At 62.3% G+C, this 19,174-nt stretch carries 17 protein-coding genes; 13 read left to right on the top strand and 4 right to left on the bottom strand.

What is annotated here, in order from left to right; genetic code table 11:
* Window positions 1-4: 4 nt before the first annotated feature.
* The gene (locus CAY82_RS10020) at window positions 5-292 is read right to left on the bottom strand and encodes a DUF2782 domain-containing protein (RefSeq protein WP_013970316.1); all 288 of its coding nucleotides are present in this window, start codon (window positions 290-292) and stop codon (window positions 5-7) included.
* Window positions 293-367: 75 nt separating this feature from the next.
* On the opposite strand from CAY82_RS10020, the gene polA reads away from it, so the two are divergent.
* Window positions 368-3,115, top strand: coding sequence for a DNA polymerase I (polA, locus tag CAY82_RS10025; protein ID WP_087501052.1), 2,748 nt, complete (start codon window positions 368-370; stop codon window positions 3,113-3,115).
* 422 nt (window positions 3,116-3,537) lie between these two features.
* Here the strand turns inward: polA and yihA are convergent, their stop codons facing one another.
* Window positions 3,538-4,170: a ribosome biogenesis GTP-binding protein YihA/YsxC gene (gene yihA / locus CAY82_RS10030; RefSeq protein WP_015268478.1), complete on the bottom strand. Its 633-nt coding sequence runs from the start codon at window positions 4,168-4,170 to the stop codon at window positions 3,538-3,540.
* A 201-nt stretch (window positions 4,171-4,371) separates the two neighbouring features.
* Between yihA and CAY82_RS10035 the strand changes: the two genes are divergently transcribed.
* From CAY82_RS10035 to CAY82_RS10065, 7 genes are all read left to right on the top strand, one after another.
* Complete coding sequence (locus CAY82_RS10035; RefSeq protein ID WP_015268479.1) at window positions 4,372-4,674, top strand: cytochrome c5 family protein; 303 nt, start codon at window positions 4,372-4,374, stop codon at window positions 4,672-4,674.
* A gap of 31 nt (window positions 4,675-4,705) precedes the next feature.
* Window positions 4,706-5,323: a cytochrome c gene (locus CAY82_RS10040; RefSeq protein ID WP_087501053.1), complete on the top strand. Its 618-nt coding sequence runs from the start codon at window positions 4,706-4,708 to the stop codon at window positions 5,321-5,323.
* Between the two features lie 194 nt (window positions 5,324-5,517).
* On the top strand, window positions 5,518-6,150 hold the full coding sequence (gene dsbA, locus CAY82_RS10045) for a thiol:disulfide interchange protein DsbA (protein WP_085691561.1): 633 nt from the start codon (window positions 5,518-5,520) through the stop codon (window positions 6,148-6,150).
* A gap of 12 nt (window positions 6,151-6,162) precedes the next feature.
* Entirely contained in the window at window positions 6,163-7,017 is an 855-nt protein-coding gene (locus CAY82_RS10050) for an endonuclease/exonuclease/phosphatase family protein (RefSeq protein WP_063912373.1), read from the top strand.
* Between the two features lie 27 nt (window positions 7,018-7,044).
* Window positions 7,045-8,952 (top strand): GGDEF domain-containing protein, encoded by a 1,908-nt coding sequence (locus CAY82_RS10055; protein WP_087501054.1) that lies wholly within the window; start codon window positions 7,045-7,047, stop codon window positions 8,950-8,952.
* Between the two features lie 79 nt (window positions 8,953-9,031).
* On the top strand, window positions 9,032-9,820 hold the full coding sequence (locus tag CAY82_RS10060; RefSeq protein WP_087501055.1) for an N-acetylmuramoyl-L-alanine amidase: 789 nt from the start codon (window positions 9,032-9,034) through the stop codon (window positions 9,818-9,820).
* Window positions 9,821-9,943: 123 nt separating this feature from the next.
* Complete coding sequence (locus CAY82_RS10065; protein WP_087501056.1) at window positions 9,944-11,548, top strand: EAL domain-containing protein; 1,605 nt, start codon at window positions 9,944-9,946, stop codon at window positions 11,546-11,548.
* A gap of 21 nt (window positions 11,549-11,569) precedes the next feature.
* Here the strand turns inward: CAY82_RS10065 and CAY82_RS10070 are convergent, their stop codons facing one another.
* On the bottom strand, window positions 11,570-13,351 hold the full coding sequence (locus CAY82_RS10070; RefSeq protein WP_087501057.1) for a KinB sensor domain-containing domain: 1,782 nt from the start codon (window positions 13,349-13,351) through the stop codon (window positions 11,570-11,572).
* The gene (gene algB / locus CAY82_RS10075; protein ID WP_087501058.1) at window positions 13,348-14,694 is read right to left on the bottom strand and encodes a sigma-54-dependent response regulator transcription factor AlgB; all 1,347 of its coding nucleotides are present in this window, start codon (window positions 14,692-14,694) and stop codon (window positions 13,348-13,350) included. Before algB ends, CAY82_RS10070 begins: the two co-directional genes overlap by 4 nt.
* 212 nt (window positions 14,695-14,906) lie before the next feature.
* Here algB and CAY82_RS10080 point away from each other — a divergent pair, with 212 nt between their 5' ends.
* The 5 genes from CAY82_RS10080 to gltP all read left to right on the top strand — a co-directional run bounded on the left by CAY82_RS10080 (window position 14,907) and on the right by gltP (window position 18,942).
* Entirely contained in the window at window positions 14,907-15,728 is an 822-nt protein-coding gene (locus tag CAY82_RS10080; RefSeq protein ID WP_087501059.1) for a BON domain-containing protein, read from the top strand.
* A 174-nt stretch (window positions 15,729-15,902) separates the two neighbouring features.
* Entirely contained in the window at window positions 15,903-16,193 is a 291-nt protein-coding gene (locus CAY82_RS10085; RefSeq protein WP_087501060.1) for a hypothetical protein, read from the top strand.
* A gap of 41 nt (window positions 16,194-16,234) precedes the next feature.
* Window positions 16,235-16,396: a DUF1328 domain-containing protein gene (locus CAY82_RS10090; protein ID WP_003252966.1), complete on the top strand. Its 162-nt coding sequence runs from the start codon at window positions 16,235-16,237 to the stop codon at window positions 16,394-16,396.
* A 2-nt stretch (window positions 16,397-16,398) separates the two neighbouring features.
* Entirely contained in the window at window positions 16,399-16,869 is a 471-nt protein-coding gene (locus CAY82_RS10095) for an inhibitor of vertebrate lysozyme family protein (protein WP_087501061.1), read from the top strand.
* A gap of 744 nt (window positions 16,870-17,613) precedes the next feature.
* The gene (gene gltP / locus CAY82_RS10100) at window positions 17,614-18,942 is read left to right on the top strand and encodes a glutamate/aspartate:proton symporter GltP (RefSeq protein WP_087501062.1); all 1,329 of its coding nucleotides are present in this window, start codon (window positions 17,614-17,616) and stop codon (window positions 18,940-18,942) included.
* The last annotated feature ends 232 nt before the right edge of the window (window positions 18,943-19,174 follow it).

Consider the following 19,174-nt stretch of genomic DNA (forward strand, 5'->3'; position numbering starts at 1 on the left):
CAGATTACCACTCGAAGATCTTCCAGGACGGAATCAGCATGTCCGGCTGGTCGGATCGAATGAAATTGCCATCAGAGCCATCGGCGCGTACCAGGAAATAAGGCTTGCCGTTTTTCGGCGTGATCTTGATCGCATACAGGAACCCGTTCTGCCGGTACTCCTGGATGGTTTTGTCGCCTTCCGTGCGAATGGTCACCTCGGGATCGGCCGAGGGGGCGTCGTCCGCCGCCAGGGTGACGACCGGCATGGTTGCCAACAGACCGAGCAGTAACAGGCGATTGAGTGTACGCATGATAACCTTGTCCCTTTGTCGTCAATGATTCTGGCTATTCTAGCGCCGGACCCGTCGAAAAGGTTGATTCTGCTCATGAGCCAAGCGCCCCTCGTCCTGGTGGACGGTTCCTCCTACCTGTACCGCGCCTTTCACGCGCTGCCGCCGCTGACCACCTCCAAGGGCATGCCGACCGGCGCGGTGAAGGGGGTGCTGAACATGCTCAAGAGCCTGCGCAAGCAATACCCTGACAGCCTGTTCGCGGTGGTGTTCGACGCCAAGGGTGGCACCTTCCGCGATGCCATGTTCGCCGAATACAAGGCCAACCGCCCGAGCATGCCGGACGACCTGCGGGTGCAGATCGAGCCGCTGCACGCCAGCGTCAAGGCTCTGGGCTACCCGCTGCTGTGCGTCGAGGGGGTCGAGGCCGACGACGTGATCGGTACCCTGGCACGCAGCAGTGCGGCCCTGGGCCGGCCGGTCATCATCTCGACTGGTGACAAGGACATGGCGCAGCTGGTGGACGGGCACATTACCTTGGTCAACACCATGACCGGAAGCGTGCTGGACGTGGCCGGCGTTTACGAGAAATTTGGCGTCGGCCCGGAACACATCATCGACTTCCTGGCGTTGATGGGCGACAAGGTCGACAACATCCCCGGCGTGCCGGGCGTGGGCGAAAAAACCGCGGTGGGGCTGCTGACCGGCATCGGCGGCGGTCTCAGTGACCTGTACGCCAACCTGGACAAGGTCCCGACGCTGGCCATTCGCGGCGCCAAGACCCTGCCGGCCAAGCTGGAAGAGCACCGCGACGCGGCGTTCCTGTCTTATGAGCTGGCTACCATCAAGGTCGATGTACCCTTGGACATCGAAGTAGATGCCTTGGTGTGCGGCGAGCCTGACCGTGAGGCGTTGCTGGCGCTGTACACCGAGATGGAGTTCAAGAGCTGGGTCGCCGAGGTGCAGCGCGACGCGGCCAAGGCCGGTGATGATATTGCGCCGGTCGCGGAGCCAGTGGCCAAGGCCGAGCCCAAGTACGAAACCATCCTCGACCAGGCCCGTCTCGACTTCTGGCTGGAGAAGTTGCGCCAGGCGCCACTGTTCGCCTTCGACACCGAGACCACCGGTCTGGACGCCCAGCAGGCGCAGCTGGTCGGTCTTTCGTTTGCCGTCGAACCGCATGAAGCGGCCTATGTGCCGCTGGCCCACGACTATGAGGGGGCGCCGGTTCAACTGGATCGTACCGCCGTGCTGCTGGCGCTGAAGCCACTGCTGGAAGACCCGGCCAAGGCCAAGGTCGGGCAGAATGCCAAGTACGACATCAACATCCTCGCCAACGGCTCGCCTGCCATCGAAATGCGCGGCATTGCCTACGACACCATGCTCGAGTCGTACGTGCTGAACTCCACCGCCACTCGTCACGACATGGACAGCCTGGCGCTGAAGTACCTCGACCACACCACCATCGCCTTCGAGGACATCGCGGGCAAGGGCGCCAAGCAGCTGACCTTCAACCAGATCCACCTGGACAAGGCTGGCCCCTACGCCGCCGAAGACGCCGACATCACCCTGCGCCTGCACCACGCGCTGCAGGCGCGCCTGGCGCAGACGCCGAGCGTGCAGCCGGTGCTGATGGACATCGAGATGCCGCTGGTGCCGGTGCTGGCCAAGATCGAGCGCCAGGGGGCGCTGGTCGATGCAGAGCTGCTTCGGGTGCAGAGTGGTGAGCTGGGGGTGAAGATGGTCGAGCTGGAGCAGCGTGCCTATGAGCTGGCCGGTGAGGAATTCAACCTCGGCTCGCCCAAACAGCTGGGCGCCATCCTTTACGACAAACTGGGCATGCCGGTGCTGAGCAAGACCACCAAGGGTCAGCCATCCACGGCAGAAGCGGTGCTCGACGAACTGGCCGAGCAAGGCTACCCGCTGCCGGAGGTACTGATGCAGTACCGCAGCCTGAGCAAGCTCAAGAGCACCTACACCGACAAGCTGCCGGGGCAGATCAACCCGCGTACCGGGCGTATCCACACCTCTTACCAGCAGGCGGTGGCGGCCACCGGCCGGCTGTCGTCGAGCGACCCGAACCTGCAGAACATCCCGATCCGTACTGCCGAAGGCCGGCGTATCCGCCAAGCCTTCGTTGCCAGCCCGGGCTACAAGCTGCTGGCGGCGGACTACTCGCAGATCGAGTTGCGCATCATGGCCCACCTGGCCAAGGACGAAGGTTTGCTGCATGCCTTCCGCAATGACCTGGACGTGCACCGTGCCACGGCGGCAGAAGTGTTCGGCGTGGCACTGGCCGACGTCACCAGCGACCAGCGCCGTAGTGCCAAGGCCATCAACTTTGGCCTGATCTACGGCATGAGCGCCTTCGGCCTGGCCAAGCAGATCGGCGTCGACCGCAAGCAGTCGCAGGACTACATCGACCGCTACTTCACCCGCTACCCGGGGGTGCTGGCCTACATGGAGCGCACCCGCGCCCAGGCGGCGGAGCAAGGCTTTGTCGAAACCCTGTTCGGCCGCCGCCTGTACCTGCCGGATATCAATGCCAAGAACCCGGCCCTGCGCAAAGGCGCCGAGCGCACGGCGATCAACGCGCCGATGCAGGGCACGGCGGCTGACATCATCAAGCGGGCCATGGTCAATGTGGATAACTGGCTGACCGAGAGCGGGCTGGATGCCCGGGTGATCCTGCAGGTACACGATGAACTGGTGCTGGAAGTGCGCGAGGACCTGGTGGAGCAGGTGAAAGATGAAATTCGCCAGCACATGAGCCGGGCTGCGCAGCTGGACGTGCCGCTGCTGGTCGAGGCAGGAATTGGTGCGAATTGGGACGAAGCTCACTGATCGAGCGGGGAAGCTGTGTAGGATCCGTGACATAGGGACGCGGGTCCTGGCACCGCTCAGTGCCAGTGGTGCTGAGGCTTCATGAAACTATCGCAAATAGTTTTCAGGGCGTTGGAACTAAACCGGTGAAGCGGAACTCAGAGTTACTGAATGGCTGGTGAAGCCTTTCGATGCTCCTATGTTGTGTTAAGTGTTGGCAGATATCTGGACCCCGCCCTAGCGGTCCGGACTTGGACCCCGAACTTCTCCCTCCCCATACGAAGTCCGGGGTTTTTTTTGCCCGGAATTTGATCTGATGGCGCTGCTACCCCCTGTAGGAGCAGCCTTGTGCTGCGAAAGGGCCGGTACCGCCAACAGATTTATACAGCCTGTCATGGCCTCTTCGCAGCACAAGGCTGTTCCTACAACGAGCGGTGCAGGCCTCAGGCTACTGGCTTGTCTTCCAGCTCCATCCAGTCCGCCAGCACCCGGTAGGCCTCTTCCACGCCCAGGCGCTTGGGCGCCGAGAACAGCTGGATGGTCACGCCATCGCCCCAACCCTTGCGGATTTCCGATTGCACCTTGAGCAGGGTGTTCTTGCCTGCGCCGTGGGTCAGCTTGTCGGCCTTGGTCAGCAGGATGTGCATCGGCATGCTGCTGGCCTTGGCCCAGTCGAGCATCATCTTGTCGAAGTCGGTCATCGGGTGGCGCACGTCCATCATCAGGATCACGCCACGCAGGCACTCCCGGCTGCCCAGGTAGGCTTCCAGGTGTTTCTGCCAGTGCTGCTTGAGCGGAATCGGTACTTTTGCATAACCGTAGCCTGGCAGGTCGACCAAACGCCGTTCATCGTCCAGACTGAAGAAATTCAACAGCTGGGTGCGCCCGGGGGTTTTCGAGGTGCGCGCCAGGCTGGCATGAGTCAGGGTGTTGAGGGCGCTGGATTTGCCGGCGTTGGAGCGGCCGGCGAAAGCCACCTCGTAACCCTGGTCGTCCGGGCATTGTTCGACCTTGGCAGCGCTGAGGGCGAATTTGGCTTTCTGGCAGAGGCCGAGGATGGGGTTCTTGACTTGCATGGGATATCCGATGTGGGTGTTGCCTGACTCTTTAGACCCGAGCCTGGCAAGCGGTGTCGTTTCCGTTTGGATGGCGGAAGTATATAATGCCCCAGTTTTTGTGTGCTCATTCTCCCGGCGAAGGAGAACGGGCATGGGGTGTCGAACAATAGCTCGCGCAACAGAACGCAGCGCGGCCCCCAACCCTGAAGGTCGTTCCGCATGGCGAAATGGCTGCTTGCTGTCGGTATGTTCCTGCCGTTTTTCAGCGCACAGGCTACACAGGATCCCGAGGTGTTGTACAACCGCACGTGTGCGGCCTGTCACACCGGGCAGTTGCCACAGGCACCCAGGCAGGGTGACCGGGCAGCATGGGAGCCAAGGCTGGCGCAAGGCATGGATGTACTGGTGAAGCACGTGACCCAGGGTTTCAAGGCTATGCCGCCGCGTGGATTGTGCATGGACTGCAGTGCCGAGGACTACCGTTTGGTCATCCTTTGGATGAGTGGCAGTCCCGATACATAACATTTCACCCTTAGCCGTGTTGGATTAGCTGATGAACAAACTAGTCGTGAGTCTGCTGTTGACCCTGGGTGTCGCAGGTGCGGCCACTGCTGCGCAACCCGTCAAAGGCGATGCCGCCGCCGGCCAGGCCAAAACGGCCGTTTGTGGTGCCTGCCACAACCCCGACGGCAACAGCCTGGCACCGAACTTCCCGAAACTGGCCGGCCAAGGTCAGCGCTATCTCGAAAAACAACTGCACGATATCAAGTCGGGCAAGCGTACAGTGCTGGAGATGACCGGCATGCTGGCTGCGTTCAGCGACCAGGACCTGGCCGACATCGCCGCCTACTTCGCCAGCCAGAAAGGTAGCGTGGGCGCCGCCGATCCCAAGCTGGTCGAACGTGGCCGGGCGCTGTTCAACGGCGGCGACCTGGAAAAAGGCATGCCTGCCTGCACCGGCTGCCACTCGCCGAACGGCGCGGGTATCGCCCTGGCCGGCTTCCCGCACTTGGGCGGGCAGCACGCACAGTACGTGACCAAGCAGCTCACCGACTTCCGCGAAGGCAACCGCACCAACGATGGCGATGCCATGACCATGCGCACCATCGCCGGCAAGCTGAGCAACCACGACATTGAGGCGCTGGCCAGCTACATCCAGGGCCTGCACTGATTAGCGGCGCGCTCCTACAGGGGCTGCGTCAGCGGCGCATTAACTTTCAGTTAATGTTGTGGGCCAATGATGAAAGGGCGGCTGGACCGCCCTTTTTTCCGTCCGTACCCGTTAAACTACAGAACTCGGCCCCTTCCCGGCCTGTCTCAGTGCAGGTCGCGTCGTGGCGACCAATGACTGCCCAGGAGTAAAGCATGCGTAAACTGATTCTCAGCGCCGCGCTGGTCGCTGCCAGCGTATTCGGTATGACTGCCGTCCAGGCCGCCGAGCCTGTCGCCGGCAAGGAATACCTCGAGCTGAGCAACCCTGTTCCGGTTTCCGTGCCTGGCAAGATCGAAGTGGTCGAGCTGTTCTGGTACGGCTGCCCACACTGCTACCACTTCGAGCCGACCATCAATCCATGGGTCGAGAAACTGCCCAAGGACGTCAACTTCAAGCGCGTGCCGGCCATGTTCGGTGGTGCATGGGACGCCCACGGCCAGATGTTCCTGACCCTGGAAGCCATGGGCGTCGAACAAAAGGTGCACGCCGCGGTGTTCGATGCCATCCAGAACCAGCGCAAGCGCCTGACCGATCCGCAGGACATGGCCGACTTCCTCGCCACCCAGGGCGTGGACAAGGACAAGTTCCTCGCCACCTTCAACTCGTTCGCCATCAAGGGCCAGGTCAACCAGGCCAAGGAACTGGCGAAGAAGTACGAGATCACCGGCGTTCCGAGCATGGTGGTCAATGGCAAGTACCGTTTCGACCTGGGTACCGCCGGCGGGCCGGAAGGCGTACTGAACGTTGCCGACCAGCTGATCGCCAAGGAGCGCGCCGCTAAGTAAGCGGCGTAACCCATGCGCCGCTTCAGAACCGCGCGTGGCATTGGCCTGCACCAGCCGCAGGTCAACGAGCATCACCTGCAGGCTCCTGGCCTGCCCGAGGATGGTCGCCTGCGGCTGCTCAGTTTCAACATCCAGGTGGGCATCAGCACCGAGCGCTACCGGCATTACCTGACCCGCAGCTGGCAGCACCTGTTGCCGCACAACGGGCGTGCCGGCAACCTGCAGAAGATTGGCCAACTGCTGGGCGACTTCGACCTGGTGGCCTTGCAGGAGGCCGATGGCGGCAGCCTGCGCTCGGGCTACGTCAACCAGGTCGAGCACCTCGCCCACCTGGGCGCCTTCCCCTACTGGTACCAGCAACTCAACCGCAACCTTGGGCGTTTTGCCCAGCACAGCAATGGCGTGCTCAGCCGCCTGAAGCCGCAGTTGCTCGAGGACCACCCTTTGCCCGGCCCGGCTGGGCGTGGTGCGATCCTGGTGCGTTTTGGCGAGGGCGAAGATGCGCTGATCGTGGTGATGATGCACCTGGCCCTCGGCGCCAAGACCCGCGCCCTGCAGCTGGGCTACATCCGCGAGCTGATTGGCGGCTACCGCCACCAGGTGCTGATGGGCGACATGAATACCCACGCCACCGACCTGCTGGAGCACTCGCCGCTGCGCGACCTGGGCCTGATTGCCCCGCAAGTCGAGGCCACCTTCCCCAGTTGGCGCCCACAGCGTTGCCTGGACCACATCCTGCTCAGCCCAAGCCTCACGCTGGAGCGTGTCGAGGTGCTGGCGCAGCCAATTTCAGACCACCTTCCCGTTGCTGTCGAGATTCGATTGCCTGATGCATTGACTGTGGATACGCTGCCGGTCCTGAGCTAATTGCCATCACCGTTTGCGGACCCGGGCATGACTGAAGACGCTGAGCGCTGGAAAGAGAAATACCTGAAAAGCATCGAGCAGCAGGAAAAGCTCGAGCGCCGTTGGGACGCCCGTCTCGACCTGCTGCGCCGCGGCCTGGTACGCAGCACCCTGGCTGCCGAAGGCAGTGACAAGGTGGTGGACCAGTGCATGAAGGAAATGCGCGAGGTCATCCGCAGCGACAACATGGACGCCGGCCTTGCCGGGCTGATACCGCGCCTTGAGAAGGCGGTGCTGGACTCCGAACAGCGCCGGGAAATCCGCATGAACCAGGTCAGCGATGCGCTGACCGCACTGGTCAGCCAATTGCAAGGTCTGCCGCTGCCAAACGATGTCTCGCGGCCGTTGAAAAAACTGGCGAAGAAGCTCGACGGCGGCGTGGCCCAGTCACGCGACTTGCCACCATTGCTGGGCGAGTTGAGCGGCTTGCAGGGCCGCGCACTGTCAGCCTTGGGCAAGTCGGGGGAAGATGCCCGGCCCGGATTCTTGCAGCGCTTGTTCGGCAGCCGCGAGGATGACACGCAGGGCGAGCCAGCGCTTGTGGCGCTGCCGGTTGCCGAAGCGCAGCCCTTGGCGGTACCGGGCAGTGTCGATGTCGACGACGTGGATGCGTTGCAGCCGCTGCCACCCTCTTCAGCTTCTGTTGTCGAGGCGCCCGAGCTGGAGGTATCTGGCCCGGCGCTGATCGACACGGCCGAACTGCCGCCAGCCCCGTTGCCGCTACCGAATGCCGTGCCAGCGCCGGAAGTTGCCGCCAGCAAGCCGCCGGCTGACGAAAAACCGGCACAAACACTCGAAGAAGCCTTCGGCGAAGACGGTCCCTATGCCCTGCCCTATGCGGTGGAGCCGCCCTACAGCCAGGTTGCTGCGCACATCGAGCAAACCCTGATCGGCCTGTTGGATGACCTCAGCCTGCCGGAGCGACATAAGGCCCAGGCGCTGGACATGCGTGAACGGGTTGCCCGCGGCTTGAACTGGTATGAGTTGATTCCGGTACTGGATGACCTGGCTGTACTCATGCTGGCGATCACCGACAGCGGCCAGCACGAATTCGAAACCTACCTGCAGCAGCTCAACGAACGCCTGGAAGGTTTCCAGAGCCACCTGCACGAGGCCAGCGCCGACCATGCCGACAACAGCTCGGCCGCCCGCGAGCTGGATACCCAGCTGCGTGAGCATGTCGACGGGCTGCAGAGCAGTGTGCAAGGTGCCGTCGACGTCGACAGCCTCAAGCACATCCTGGACAACCGCCTGGAAGGCCTTCTGGTGACCATGGACGAGCACAAGCACGAGCGCGATCGCCGCGAGCAAGAGCTGGCCGGGCGCCTGCAAGGGCTGTCGGAGCGGGTGGCGAACATGGAGCGCGAGGCGCTCGGTTACCGCGAGCACTTGGAAGAGCAGCGCCAGAAGGCCCTGCTCGATCCGCTTACCGGCCTGCCCAACCGTGCAGCCTGGAGCGAGCGGGTCGAGCGCGAGATGCTCGATTGGCAGGCGCACGGCGGCCATCTGGCGATGGCGATACTCGACCTGGACCATTTCAAGCGGATCAACGACAGCTATGGGCACCTGGCCGGAGACAAGGTGCTGAAGATCGTTGCCGACCAGTTGCGCAAGCGCCTGCGCGGGCGTGACTTCATCGCCCGCTTTGGCGGCGAGGAGTTTGTTCTGCTGTTGCCACAGACCCCGCCGGCCACCGCCGCCCAGGTAGCCGAGGTACTGCGGGCCACGGTCGAGGCGTGCCCGTTCCACTTCAAGGGCGAGCGGGTGGTGATCACCACATCCATCGGGCTGGGTGAATTCCGTTCCGGCGAGCGCGGCGACCAGGTGCTCAAGCGCGCCGATGCGGCGCTGTACCGGGCCAAGGAGTTGGGGCGCAATCGCGTCGAGCAGGCATAGACGCAGCCGCTGACTCGCGGCAAGCACTGCTCGCGGGGAGCACGTTATACTGTAGCGCTCATTCGCTGAGGCCATTGACGTGCTTTCCACGCTTAAAAAAACCCTGATTTCCTTCCTGCTGTTGTCCGTCGCCGGTTGCTCGACGGGCCTGCGCATCGACCGTAGCCACCCTTCGGTCAACCAGGACAACCGCATCCAGTTCGTTGTCCTGCACTACACCAATGCTTCGCTGGAGCGTTCCCTGGCGTTGCTGACCCATGGCGAAGTCAGCAGCCATTACCTGATTGGTGACGGCCCGGCAACGGTGTACCAGCTGGTGGATGAAAGCCGCCGCGCCTGGCATGCCGGTGATAGCCAGTGGCAGGGGCGGACCTGGTTGAACTCCTCCTCCATCGGTATCGAAATCGTCAACCCGGGCTTCACCGACACGCCGAATGGCCGGGTCTGGCACCCTTACAGTGAAGCGCAGATCCAGTCGCTGATCGCGTTGCTCAAGGACATCGTCAAACGTAACAACATCGAGCCGCGGCACATTATTGGCCACAGCGATATCGCGCCGCTGCGCAAGCTGGATCCGGGGCCGCTGTTCCCTTGGAAGCGCCTGGCCGACGCCGGGCTGGGTGTGTGGCCGGATGCCAATGCGGTGGCACGGCAACAGGCCTATTTCAGCGTCAACCCGCCGAGCGTTGGCTGGTATCAGCAGGAGCTGGCGCGGTTTGGCTATTCGATCGAGCAGACTGGGGTACTGGATGTTGCCACCCGCCACGTGATCGCCGCGTTCCAGATGCGTTTCCGCCCGCAGCGCTTCGATGGCATGCCAGATGCGCAGACGGCAGCGATGCTGCAGGTGCTCAACCGGATGCGTTGATCTGCCAGGCGGGGGCCTGGCTGTTGTGTAGGAGCGGCCTGCGAAGGCTGTAGCAAAGCGCCCAACGGTGAGGGTGATTCCTGATTCAGTTGCTATACCTTTGTTATCAACTGGATGTCTTCGATGTCAGCCCTCATCGTCTCGCTGCGCCAAATTTTTTACCGTCCCTGGATGCTGGCCACATTGGCAGCACTGGCCAGCGCAGCTCTGTTGCTCTCCGCCAGCATCGGCATTGCCCTGCAACAGATGAAGCAAAGCGAGAGCGCACAGATGAACGCCCAGGGCGAGCGCTTTCTCGAGCGCCTCGAACAGGTGTTTGGCCAGTTGCGTGAAGGGGTCGACCTGCTGCAGGCGCAGCCCTTGCGCGGCTGCACCCCGGCGATGCTGACGGCATTGCAGCAGGTAGGCCTGAGTTCACGCTTCATTTATGAAGCCGCCTATGTGGATGGTGATGTTGCCTGCTCCAACCGCGGTGATGAGCGGGCGTTCGAACCCTTGCGGGTACCCGACATTCAGGGGCCGACCTACAGCTACTGGCTGAACACCACGACCGAGCCGAACGAGAACCTGGCCGCGCTGATGCTGGGACGGGGCAAATTCGTGGTCTCCACCTCCCGTGGGCACCTGACCGATGTGGTCGACCTGCCCCCGGGCGGCAGCCTGGTGGTGGTGCTGGATAACGGTACCCGTGCTATCCCCGTACTGGGCCCGCCGCAGGTATGGCCGCCCCCCTCGGCCTGGTCGACCAGCCACAAGTCGCTGCTCGAACTCAGCGACCGCCTGATCTACCGCATGCCGACCAAGTCACCGGACTACCAGCTGGTGCTGATTGCTCCGCGGGCGAGCCTCCCGTTGAGGATGAACGGCATGCTCTGGCTTCTGTTCCCCGGCAGTGTACTGGCTGCCTGCTGCATCGGCTGGCTGGTGCTGCAACTGATCCTGCAGCGGCGGTCGATGAGCTCGGAACTGCAGAATGCCTTGCGCCGCGGCGAACTGCAGGTGCTCTACCAGCCGATCTTCGAGCTCGACAGCCGGCGCTGTGTGGGGGCCGAGGCGCTGGTGCGCTGGCGCCGCCCGGACGGCACCCTGACCAGCCCGGACCTGTTCATCCCGTTGGCAGAAAACACTGGGCAGATTTGCCAGATCACTGACTTTGTCCTGCAGCGTGTGCTGGAACAGCTAGGGCAACTGCTACGCTCGCACCCCAACTTGTACATTTCGGTGAACCTGGCGGCCTGCGATGTGATGGTGCCGCGCATTGGCCGGGTGGCGGCACGCTTGCTGGCGTTGCATCGGGTGGCGGCCAGCCAGATTGCCTTTGAAGTGACCGAGCGCGGCCTGATCGACGTGGTGGTGGCCCGCGACAACCTGCAGGCGCTGCGCGCGGTGGGGCATCAGGTGCTGATCGACGATTTTGGTACAGGTTATTGCAGCCTGGCCTACCTGCAGACCCTGCCGGTGGACTGCCTGAAGATCGACAAGGCCTTTATCGATGCCCTGGGGCATGACGCTGCCAGCAGCGGTGTTGCCCCGCATATCATCCGCATGGCTCATGACTTGCACCTGCGAGTGATTGCCGAAGGCATCGAGTGTGAAGACCAGGCGGTGCTGCTGAACAGCGAAGGGGTCAATTATGGCCAGGGCTGGCTGTTTGCCCGGCCACTGAATGCCCGGCAGTTTGCCGAACTGGTGACCCGCGGACGGCTGCCGCGGCGGGTTGAGCATTGAGTGATCCTGCACCGGCCTCATTCAGACCGGCAGCGCCATGTAGAACTGGGTCCCCTGCCCCGGTCTGGAAAAAACGCCCATGCGCCCGCCATGCAGCTGAACGATTTCTTTGCACAACGCCAGCCCCAGCCCCGCGCCACCTTTCTTGCGCCCTACCTGCACGAATGGCTCGAAGATGCGCCCTTGCTGCCCATAGGCAATGCCCTCGCCGTTGTCCTCGACACTGATGATCACCCGCTCCGCATGCCGTCGCGCATGCAGGCGGATACGCCCACCGCTGGCGGTATGACGGATGGCGTTGTGCAACAGGTTGTCCAGCACCCGGTCGAGCTGGGCGACGTCGGCCTGGATACGTGGTAATGGCGGCTCCAGCTCCGTGATCAACTCGATCTGCTTGTGCGCCGCCGGCTCGGCAAAGCGCCGTTGTGCACGCTCCAGCAGCTCGTCGATGGCGCAGGGCGCCAGGTCGAGCTTCTGTATCCCGCTCTGGTAGCGACTGAAGTTGAGCAGGTCGTTGATCAACTGGGTCAGGCGCTGCATTTCCTCACCGATGGTTTCCAGCAGGTCATGCTCGCGTGCCTCGGGTGGGAACTTGAGCCGCTCGCGCAACAGGCCGAAGGCCATGTGCATGCCGGTCACCGGGGTTCGCAGTTCGTGGGAGGCGCGCAGTACGAACTCGCTGCGCACGCGTTCGAAGGCTCGCTGCTCGGTTACATCGTGAAGCACCATTACCGCACCAAGGATCGGCCCTTGCGGGTGGCTGACCGGGGTCAGGCTGCAGGCGAGCAGGCGCGTTTCGTCATCGACCTCCATGTTCAGGTCGTCCGGCTGGCGGTCGAGGTTGCCGCCGCGCAGTACCTGGCGTAGCTGCTGTTCCAGTTCCGGGCGCTGCAGGGCTTCGGCCAGGCTGCTGCCCACGCGGCTGTCGGTCCAGCCCAGCTGGCGCTGCGCCACCGGGTTGAGGTGCTCCAGGCGACCCTGGCGATCGATGATCAGCAGGCCATCGTCGATGCTGTCCAGTACGGCCTGCAAGCGTTGCTGACCGGCCAGCAGTTCATCGACGTTGGTGGCCTGGTGCTGGCGCAAGGCATCGGCCATAAGCCCGAAGCGGCGGGTCAACTGGTTCAGTTCGGTGGCCTGGGTTATCGGCAGGGTGACGTCGAAATTGCCCTTGCCGAGTTCGTCGGCCGCTTTGGCCAAGGCTTCGATCGGCTGGCCGAAGCGCCGGGCGATATTGTGCGCGGTGATGAAGCCCAGTACCAGCACCACCAGGCCCATCAGGCCAAGTACACCGCTGACCAGCAGGGCGTGGTCGCGGGTGTGCTCCTCGCTGCGGATGATATGTTCCAGGGCCTGCCTGTGGGAGTCGATCAGGTCGGTGCGGACCTGGTTGAACGCTGCGCCCAGTGGTTGCTCCACCCCCATGCTGCGGGCGGGTGCAGGGCTATCGCGGTAAGCCTGGAGGAAGGCTTGGTAGTTGCTGCTCGCCTTGCTGAAGCCGGTGCGCTCGCCGCCTTGTTCCAGCGCTTGGTTAAGCAGCGTCTGGAAGTTGTCCTGTAACAGCCGCAGGTTCTCCGGTGCGGTCGAGTCATCGAGGATCAGGGTCAACTGTTCGCCAAGGTTCTGGCGCAACTTCAGCCCAACTTCCAGGGCGTGGGTGGTATCGCGAACCAGTCGCTGTTGCACCGTGGCCATCTGCAGCACGCTGACCAGGCCTAGCAGCAACCCGAGCAAGGCCACGGTGATCAGCGCCGAAATGTTGAGAAAAAGCCGCGTGCGCAGCTTCATGGGCGGCCACCTCATAGGTTGTACTGCTTGCGTTTGCGGTACAGGGTGGAGGCATCGATCCCCAGGGTCTTGGCGGCCTGATCCAGGGTGTCGCTGGCGGCCAGTATCGCGCCGATGTGGGCGCGTTCCAGCTCATCCAGGCTCAGCGCGGCGCCGACGCGCGGGGCATTGCCTGCGGGCTGCTCGCCCATGCCCAGGTGGCTGATTTCTACGCGCTCCTGCGGGCAGATGATGCTGGCCCGCTCCACCACGTTGCGCAGTTCGCGGATGTTGCCGGGCCAGCGGTAATTGAGCAGGGCTGTGCGGGCTTCATCACTGAAACCACGGGCAGGTCGGGAGTATTCCTTGACGAAGCGGGCGAGAAAGCGGTCGGCCAGGGTCAGGATGTCTTCACTGCGCTCGCGCAGGGGCGGCAGGTGCAGGGTGATGACGTTCAATCGATACAGCAGGTCTTCGCGGAAGCGGTTTTCGCGCACCATCTCTTCGAGATTGAGGTTGGTGGCGGCGAGGATACGCACATCGGCGCGGCGGGTGACCGGGTCGCCGACGCGTTCGTATTCCTTGTCCTGGATGAAGCGCAGCAGTTTGGGTTGCAAGGTCAGTGGGAAATCACCGATCTCGTCGAGGAACAGCGTGCCCCCGTCAGCCTGGTTGACCCGCCCCAGAGTGCTTTCGCTGGCTCCGGTGAAGGCGCCACGGGTGTGGCCGAACAACTCGCTTTCCATCAGCTCTGCGTTCAGTGACGGGCAGTTGATGGTCACGCAGGCTTTGCGCGCGCGCTTGCTCCAGCCATGGATGGCCCGGGCCAGCTCACCTTTACCGGTGCCAGACTCGCCAAGGATAAGGATATTGGCGTCGGTGGTGGCGACCTGGCGGGCAGTTTCCAGCACCGCCATCATGGCCGGGCTGTGCGAGTCGAGGCCGTCCTTGGGTTTTCGCACTTCACCTTCCAGGGCCTCCAGGCGTGCGGAAAGCTGGCGCACTTCCAGCTGCTTGGCGGTAGCCAGGCGCAGTTGATCGGGGCTGCACGGCTTGACCAGGTAATCGGCGGCACCGGCCTGGATTGCGTCCACTGCCGTATCGATCGCCGAGTGCGCGGTGACGATCACCACCCGCATCCAGGGGGCCTGGATACGCATCTGCGCCAGCACATCGAGGCCGTTGTCTTCGCCCAGGCGCAAATCGAGGAAGCACAGGTCGAACACCTGGCGCTGCAGCAGGGTTTCGGCCTGGGCAGCGCTGTTGGCCGTGGCCACGCTGTAGCCCTCGTCCTCCAGGCAGTAGCGGAAGGTGCGCAGAATCGCGGACTCGTCATCCACCAGCAGAATGCGGCCTTGGTTGTCCTGAGCTGACTCCATGTGCTGCGCTCCTTAAGGGTAGATCTTCATTTAGTGTGGGGAAAATCGGGCAAGTTGCATGGTCAATTGTGAAGGAACCTGTCCTTTGCATGCTAGCCAATGGCCAATCAATGCCTGGAGGCCGTGCTATTCCGATGATTTCCTTAGAGGGGCACGGTGGCACATTGGTTGCGAGGATTTTTAGCTTTTGCTCTACAAAAGGAGGCACTGCCATGTCCTTTTCCATCCGCACCGCCATGTTGGCAGCCACCCTGCTGCCGGTGTTCACCCCGGCATTCGCCGGCCCGGTGCAGGACGCCCGCCTGGAGGGGGCCCTGCAAACGGCCCTGTCACTGAACCGCATGCTCGACCCGTTCCGTATTGAAGTCGAGGTGGACGGTAAGCGGGCGCGGCTTTCCGGTGAGGTGGAGAACGACGTTGAGCGCCAGCTGGCCGAGCATGTGGCCCTGGCTACCCGTGGCATCGAGCAAGTGGACAACCAGTTACGGGTCAATGCCCAGCTGGTGGAACGCCCGCTGGCGCTGCGTGCCTACGCCCAGCGCCTGGAAGATGCCACCCTGGCCGCAGTGATCCGTGCGCGGCTGCTATGGACCCGTATCACCGAGAAGGCGCCTATAGATGTACAGAGCAGCGAGGGTGTGGTGACCCTGCGCGGCAAGGTCGACAGCGCCGAGGCCAAGGAGTTGGCTGGCGTGGTGGCGCGTACCACCGAGGGCGTGCACCTGGTCAACAACCTGGTCAGCCTCGATACCGCTGCCATGGCCAAGGCCCGGGAAGCTCCGGTAGGGGCACAGACCGGGCCGCAACCGAGCGACAGCTGGATCATCGACAAGATTCAGAACAGCTACCGCTTCAGTCGCAACCTCGATGGTCTGAACCTGAAAGTGGCCAGTGAAGAGGGCCTCGTGCGGCTGTCGGGAGAGGTCGTCAGCAGCGAGCAGAGAACCATTGCCGTGGAGATCGCACGGCAGATCATCGGCGTGCGCGGGGTGGATGCCGACCTGCTCAAGGTAGCGACCAAGGTCGAGGGCTGATCGTGCAATTCGCACGATGCCGTGCGTGGCATCGTGCAGGATACATTCTTGCCGATCTTGCAGGATTTTCTTAAATATATGATTTAAAAGGATTTTATTTTAAGTGCAAGGCTGGCATGCAGGCTGCAATTACCTGTTCAGGTGTGAACAAGAATTACAGCAGGAGGAGCCGGCATGAACCGCAAATCCGTCAACCGCTCGCAGAACGCCGCACTGCCCCTGCGCCAGATGCTGTCATTCGGCCTGGCGCTGCTGCTGACCCTGGCCGCTGGCCTCTTTTATTACAGCTGGCAGAGTGCACGCCTGGCCGAGCAGGTGGCGGCGCAGACCGCCCTGTTGACGCAGATTCAGGCGACCCGTGCCCATACCTTGGTCAAGGCCGCTGACCCGCTGCCATCCGGCCAGGCCATTGTTTCACCGGCCACCCTGGAGAATGCCGTACGCCAGGACCGCTGGGTGTTCTGACCTTCGGCAGGACCGATTCCGATAAAGAAAGGAGAACCACCATGCTGAGTTGGGCTATCACTTTCCTCATCATCGCCATTGTTGCCGCCGTACTGGGCTTCGGTGGTATCGCGGGTGCTGCCACGGGTATCGCGAAGATTCTGTTCATTGTCTTCCTGGTGCTATTTGTAGCCTCCTTCTTCTTTGGACGTGGACGAGGTTGAAGATGGGCAGGAAGCATTGGACAACCCTGGCTGCCGCCCTGTTATTGGGTGGCAGTGCGGCGGCGATGGCGGCCAACGACGGCCAGGTCCGGGTCGATCAGTTGCTCGGCTCGGACCCGGAGTACCGGGAAACCTGGCAGGACACGATCAAAGGCGAGGAACGCCTGCCCGATTGGGTGGTCAATCTGACCGGCAGTGCCCAGCAGCAGATGTCCGCCGTTACCGAAGACGGCGACAAGTATCTGGTCGGCCCGTTGTGCGAAGGCCAGGACAACTGCACCTACAAGCGCCTCATCGTGGCGTTCAGCTGGGACAAAGACGATGCCTACGGGATGCTCGTGGAGGTACCCGAGGGTTTGCCAAATGACAAGTCGCCTACCCGCCACGCGCAGTACCGCTGGCTGGGTGAGCCGGACGACGGCATGAAGGCGATGCTGCGGGAGCAGCTCAAGCGTGACCCGAACTGGTACTAAGCATTTGCACCGGTACGGATGAAATGTCATGCACTGTCACGTAATAGAAGCTGAACCTTTCTATATTTCAGCCTTCTATGATGCGCCGCCCCGAGGAGGGGCAGCACATGACCAAGGGGCCGGGCTGTTCTGATTGTTGCAGGATCGGAGTGGCCTAGGGGTACAGGGAGTGCCTCCAGCAATGGGCCGGGTCAGGAAAAGGCGGAATCGGAAGTTCAGGTCGGTGGTGTCATAGGGGCACCTGACCAGACCTGACTTCCGAGGAGCCATGTAGGAAACGTTCCTTCCCCCTGCGCGATTTCCTCTCCGAGACACATTTTGTTTCGACCATACATCATTTTTTTTCGATCAGCCCGGCGCTTGTTCAAGCGGCATATCAGCCATTCGGATTGTCGAACAAGCCATCTCCTCTGTCTTTTTTACCCTGCCAAATCTGCCTAAATATGGCGGTTTGGTCTTGTTCGGGATTCCGAACGTTGTAAATCAAGCACTTGCGAACCTCCCGTTTTGGTCAGAAACACTATGCATAAACGGCATGGGTCATGCGTTTCAGGCATTAGATTTCCCCCCTTGCCATCGCAATAGTTGCCGCCTTTTTCGCTGGCCCGAGCGTTCTGTCGCTCGCCTGCGGTGTCCTTACATGAAGTCGCCGGACGGAAGCATCTGCAGCCCGTAGCCTAGCCAACGGCTCTGTTACGCGCGTTTCCGTTGGGTGCCATGACCACTAGAACAAAGGGTAAAGACATGAAGAAGGCAAAACTGAGCCTCGCCTGGCAGATCGTCATCGGTCTGGTCCTGGGTGTTGCAATCGGCGCTCTACTGAATCATTTCAGTGCAGAAAAGGCATGGTGGATCAGCAACGTCCTCCAACCCGCTGGTGACATCTTCATTCGCCTGATCAAGATGATCGTCGTCCCGATCGTGATTTCGTCGCTGATCGTGGGTATCGCCGGCGTTGGCGACGCGAAGAAACTGGGCAGCATCGGCCTGAAGACCATCATCTACTTCGAAGTGGTGACCACCATCGCCATCGTCGTCGGCCTGATGCTGGCCAACCTGTTCCACCCGGGTGCAGGCATCGACATGAGTACCCTGGGTACAGTGGACATCTCCAAGTACCAGGCCACCGCAGCCGAAGTGCAGCATGAGCACGCGTTCATCGAAACCCTGCTGAACCTGATCCCGTCGAACATCTTCGCAGCGCTGATGCGTGGTGAAATGCTGCCGATCATCTTCTTCTCGGTGATGTTCGGCCTGGGCCTGTCGAGCCTGCAGGCAGAGCTGCGCGACCCGCTGGTGCGTACCTTCCAGGCGGTTTCCGAGACCATGTTCAAGGTTACCCACATGATCATGAACTACGCCCCTATCGGCGTGTTCGCCCTGATCGCCGTGACCGTCGCCAACTTCGGTTTCAGCTCGCTGCTGCCGCTGGCCAAGCTGGTACTGCTGGTGTACTTCGCCATCGCCTTCTTCGCCTTCATGGTGCTGGGCCTGGTTGCCCGCCTGTTCGGTTTCTCGGTGATCAAGATCATGCGCATCATGAAAGATGAGCTGATCCTCGCCTACTCCACCTCCAGCTCGGAGACCGTGCTGCCGCGCGTGATCGAGAAGATGGAGAAGTACGGTGCACCGAAGTCGATCTGCTCGTTCGTGGTACCGACCGGCTACTCGTTCAACCTCGACGGTTCGACCCTGTACCAGAGCATCGCGGCCATCTTCATTGCCCAGCTGTACGGTATCGACCTGTCGTGGAGCCAGCAGCTGCTGCTGGTGCTGACCCTGATGGTGACCTCCAAAGGCATCGCTGGCGTACCGGGTGTTTCCTTCGTGGTCCTGCTGGCCACCCTGGGCAGCGTGGGCATCCCGCTGGAAGGCCTGGCCTTCATTGCCGGTGTCGACCGCATCATGGACATGGCCCGTACTGCCTTGAACGTTGTGGGCAACGCCCTGGCAGCCCTGGTCATCGCCCGCTGGGAGGGTATGTACGACGCCGCTAAGGGCGAGAAGTACTACGCCTCGCTGATGACCGGCAAGCAGGAAGCGGCCATGGTTGGCGAAACCGCCAAGCGCTGAGCCTGACTGCTGTTTGACCAAGAGCCCCGACTTGTCGGGGCTTTTTGTTGCCTGTGAGATCTTGGGGCCGCTTTGCGGCCCTTTCGCGACGCAAGGCCGCTCCCACAATGGCCGGCGTTCGCCGATCTCTGTGGGAGCGGCCTTGTGTCGCGATACGAGGGCGCAGCCCTCGCCTGCGGTCTCCAGCCTTGAGCCCCGATACGCTATCATTCGGGCATTTTTCAGGGGGAAC

Source organism: Pseudomonas sp. SID14000 (assembly GCF_002165135.1).
GTDB lineage: Bacteria > Pseudomonadota > Gammaproteobacteria > Pseudomonadales > Pseudomonadaceae > Aquipseudomonas.

Bases quoted from the DNA above. Each gene is read 5' to 3' on its own strand.
- CAY82_RS10070 (WP_087501057.1), bottom strand. From the start codon at position 13,351: ATGAGGTGGCCGCCCATGAAGCTGCGCACGCGGCTTTTTCTCAACATT.
- CAY82_RS10035 (WP_015268479.1), top strand. From the start codon at position 4,372: ATGGCGAAATGGCTGCTTGCTGTCGGTATGTTCCTGCCGTTTTTCAGC.
- CAY82_RS10055 (WP_087501054.1), top strand. From the start codon at position 7,045: ATGACTGAAGACGCTGAGCGCTGGAAAGAGAAATACCTGAAAAGCATC.
- CAY82_RS10040 (WP_087501053.1), top strand. From the start codon at position 4,706: ATGAACAAACTAGTCGTGAGTCTGCTGTTGACCCTGGGTGTCGCAGGT.
- gltP (WP_087501062.1), top strand. From the start codon at position 17,614: ATGAAGAAGGCAAAACTGAGCCTCGCCTGGCAGATCGTCATCGGTCTG.
- CAY82_RS10085 (WP_087501060.1), top strand. From the start codon at position 15,903: ATGAACCGCAAATCCGTCAACCGCTCGCAGAACGCCGCACTGCCCCTG.
- CAY82_RS10020 (WP_013970316.1), bottom strand. From the start codon at position 292: ATGCGTACACTCAATCGCCTGTTACTGCTCGGTCTGTTGGCAACCATG.
- CAY82_RS10065 (WP_087501056.1), top strand. From the start codon at position 9,944: ATGTCAGCCCTCATCGTCTCGCTGCGCCAAATTTTTTACCGTCCCTGG.
- CAY82_RS10080 (WP_087501059.1), top strand. From the start codon at position 14,907: ATGTCCTTTTCCATCCGCACCGCCATGTTGGCAGCCACCCTGCTGCCG.
- CAY82_RS10095 (WP_087501061.1), top strand. From the start codon at position 16,399: ATGGGCAGGAAGCATTGGACAACCCTGGCTGCCGCCCTGTTATTGGGT.
- CAY82_RS10090 (WP_003252966.1), top strand. From the start codon at position 16,235: ATGCTGAGTTGGGCTATCACTTTCCTCATCATCGCCATTGTTGCCGCC.
- yihA (WP_015268478.1), bottom strand. From the start codon at position 4,170: ATGCAAGTCAAGAACCCCATCCTCGGCCTCTGCCAGAAAGCCAAATTC.
- polA (WP_087501052.1), top strand. From the start codon at position 368: ATGAGCCAAGCGCCCCTCGTCCTGGTGGACGGTTCCTCCTACCTGTAC.
- CAY82_RS10050 (WP_063912373.1), top strand. From the start codon at position 6,163: ATGCGCCGCTTCAGAACCGCGCGTGGCATTGGCCTGCACCAGCCGCAG.
- dsbA (WP_085691561.1), top strand. From the start codon at position 5,518: ATGCGTAAACTGATTCTCAGCGCCGCGCTGGTCGCTGCCAGCGTATTC.
- algB (WP_087501058.1), bottom strand. From the start codon at position 14,694: ATGGAGTCAGCTCAGGACAACCAAGGCCGCATTCTGCTGGTGGATGAC.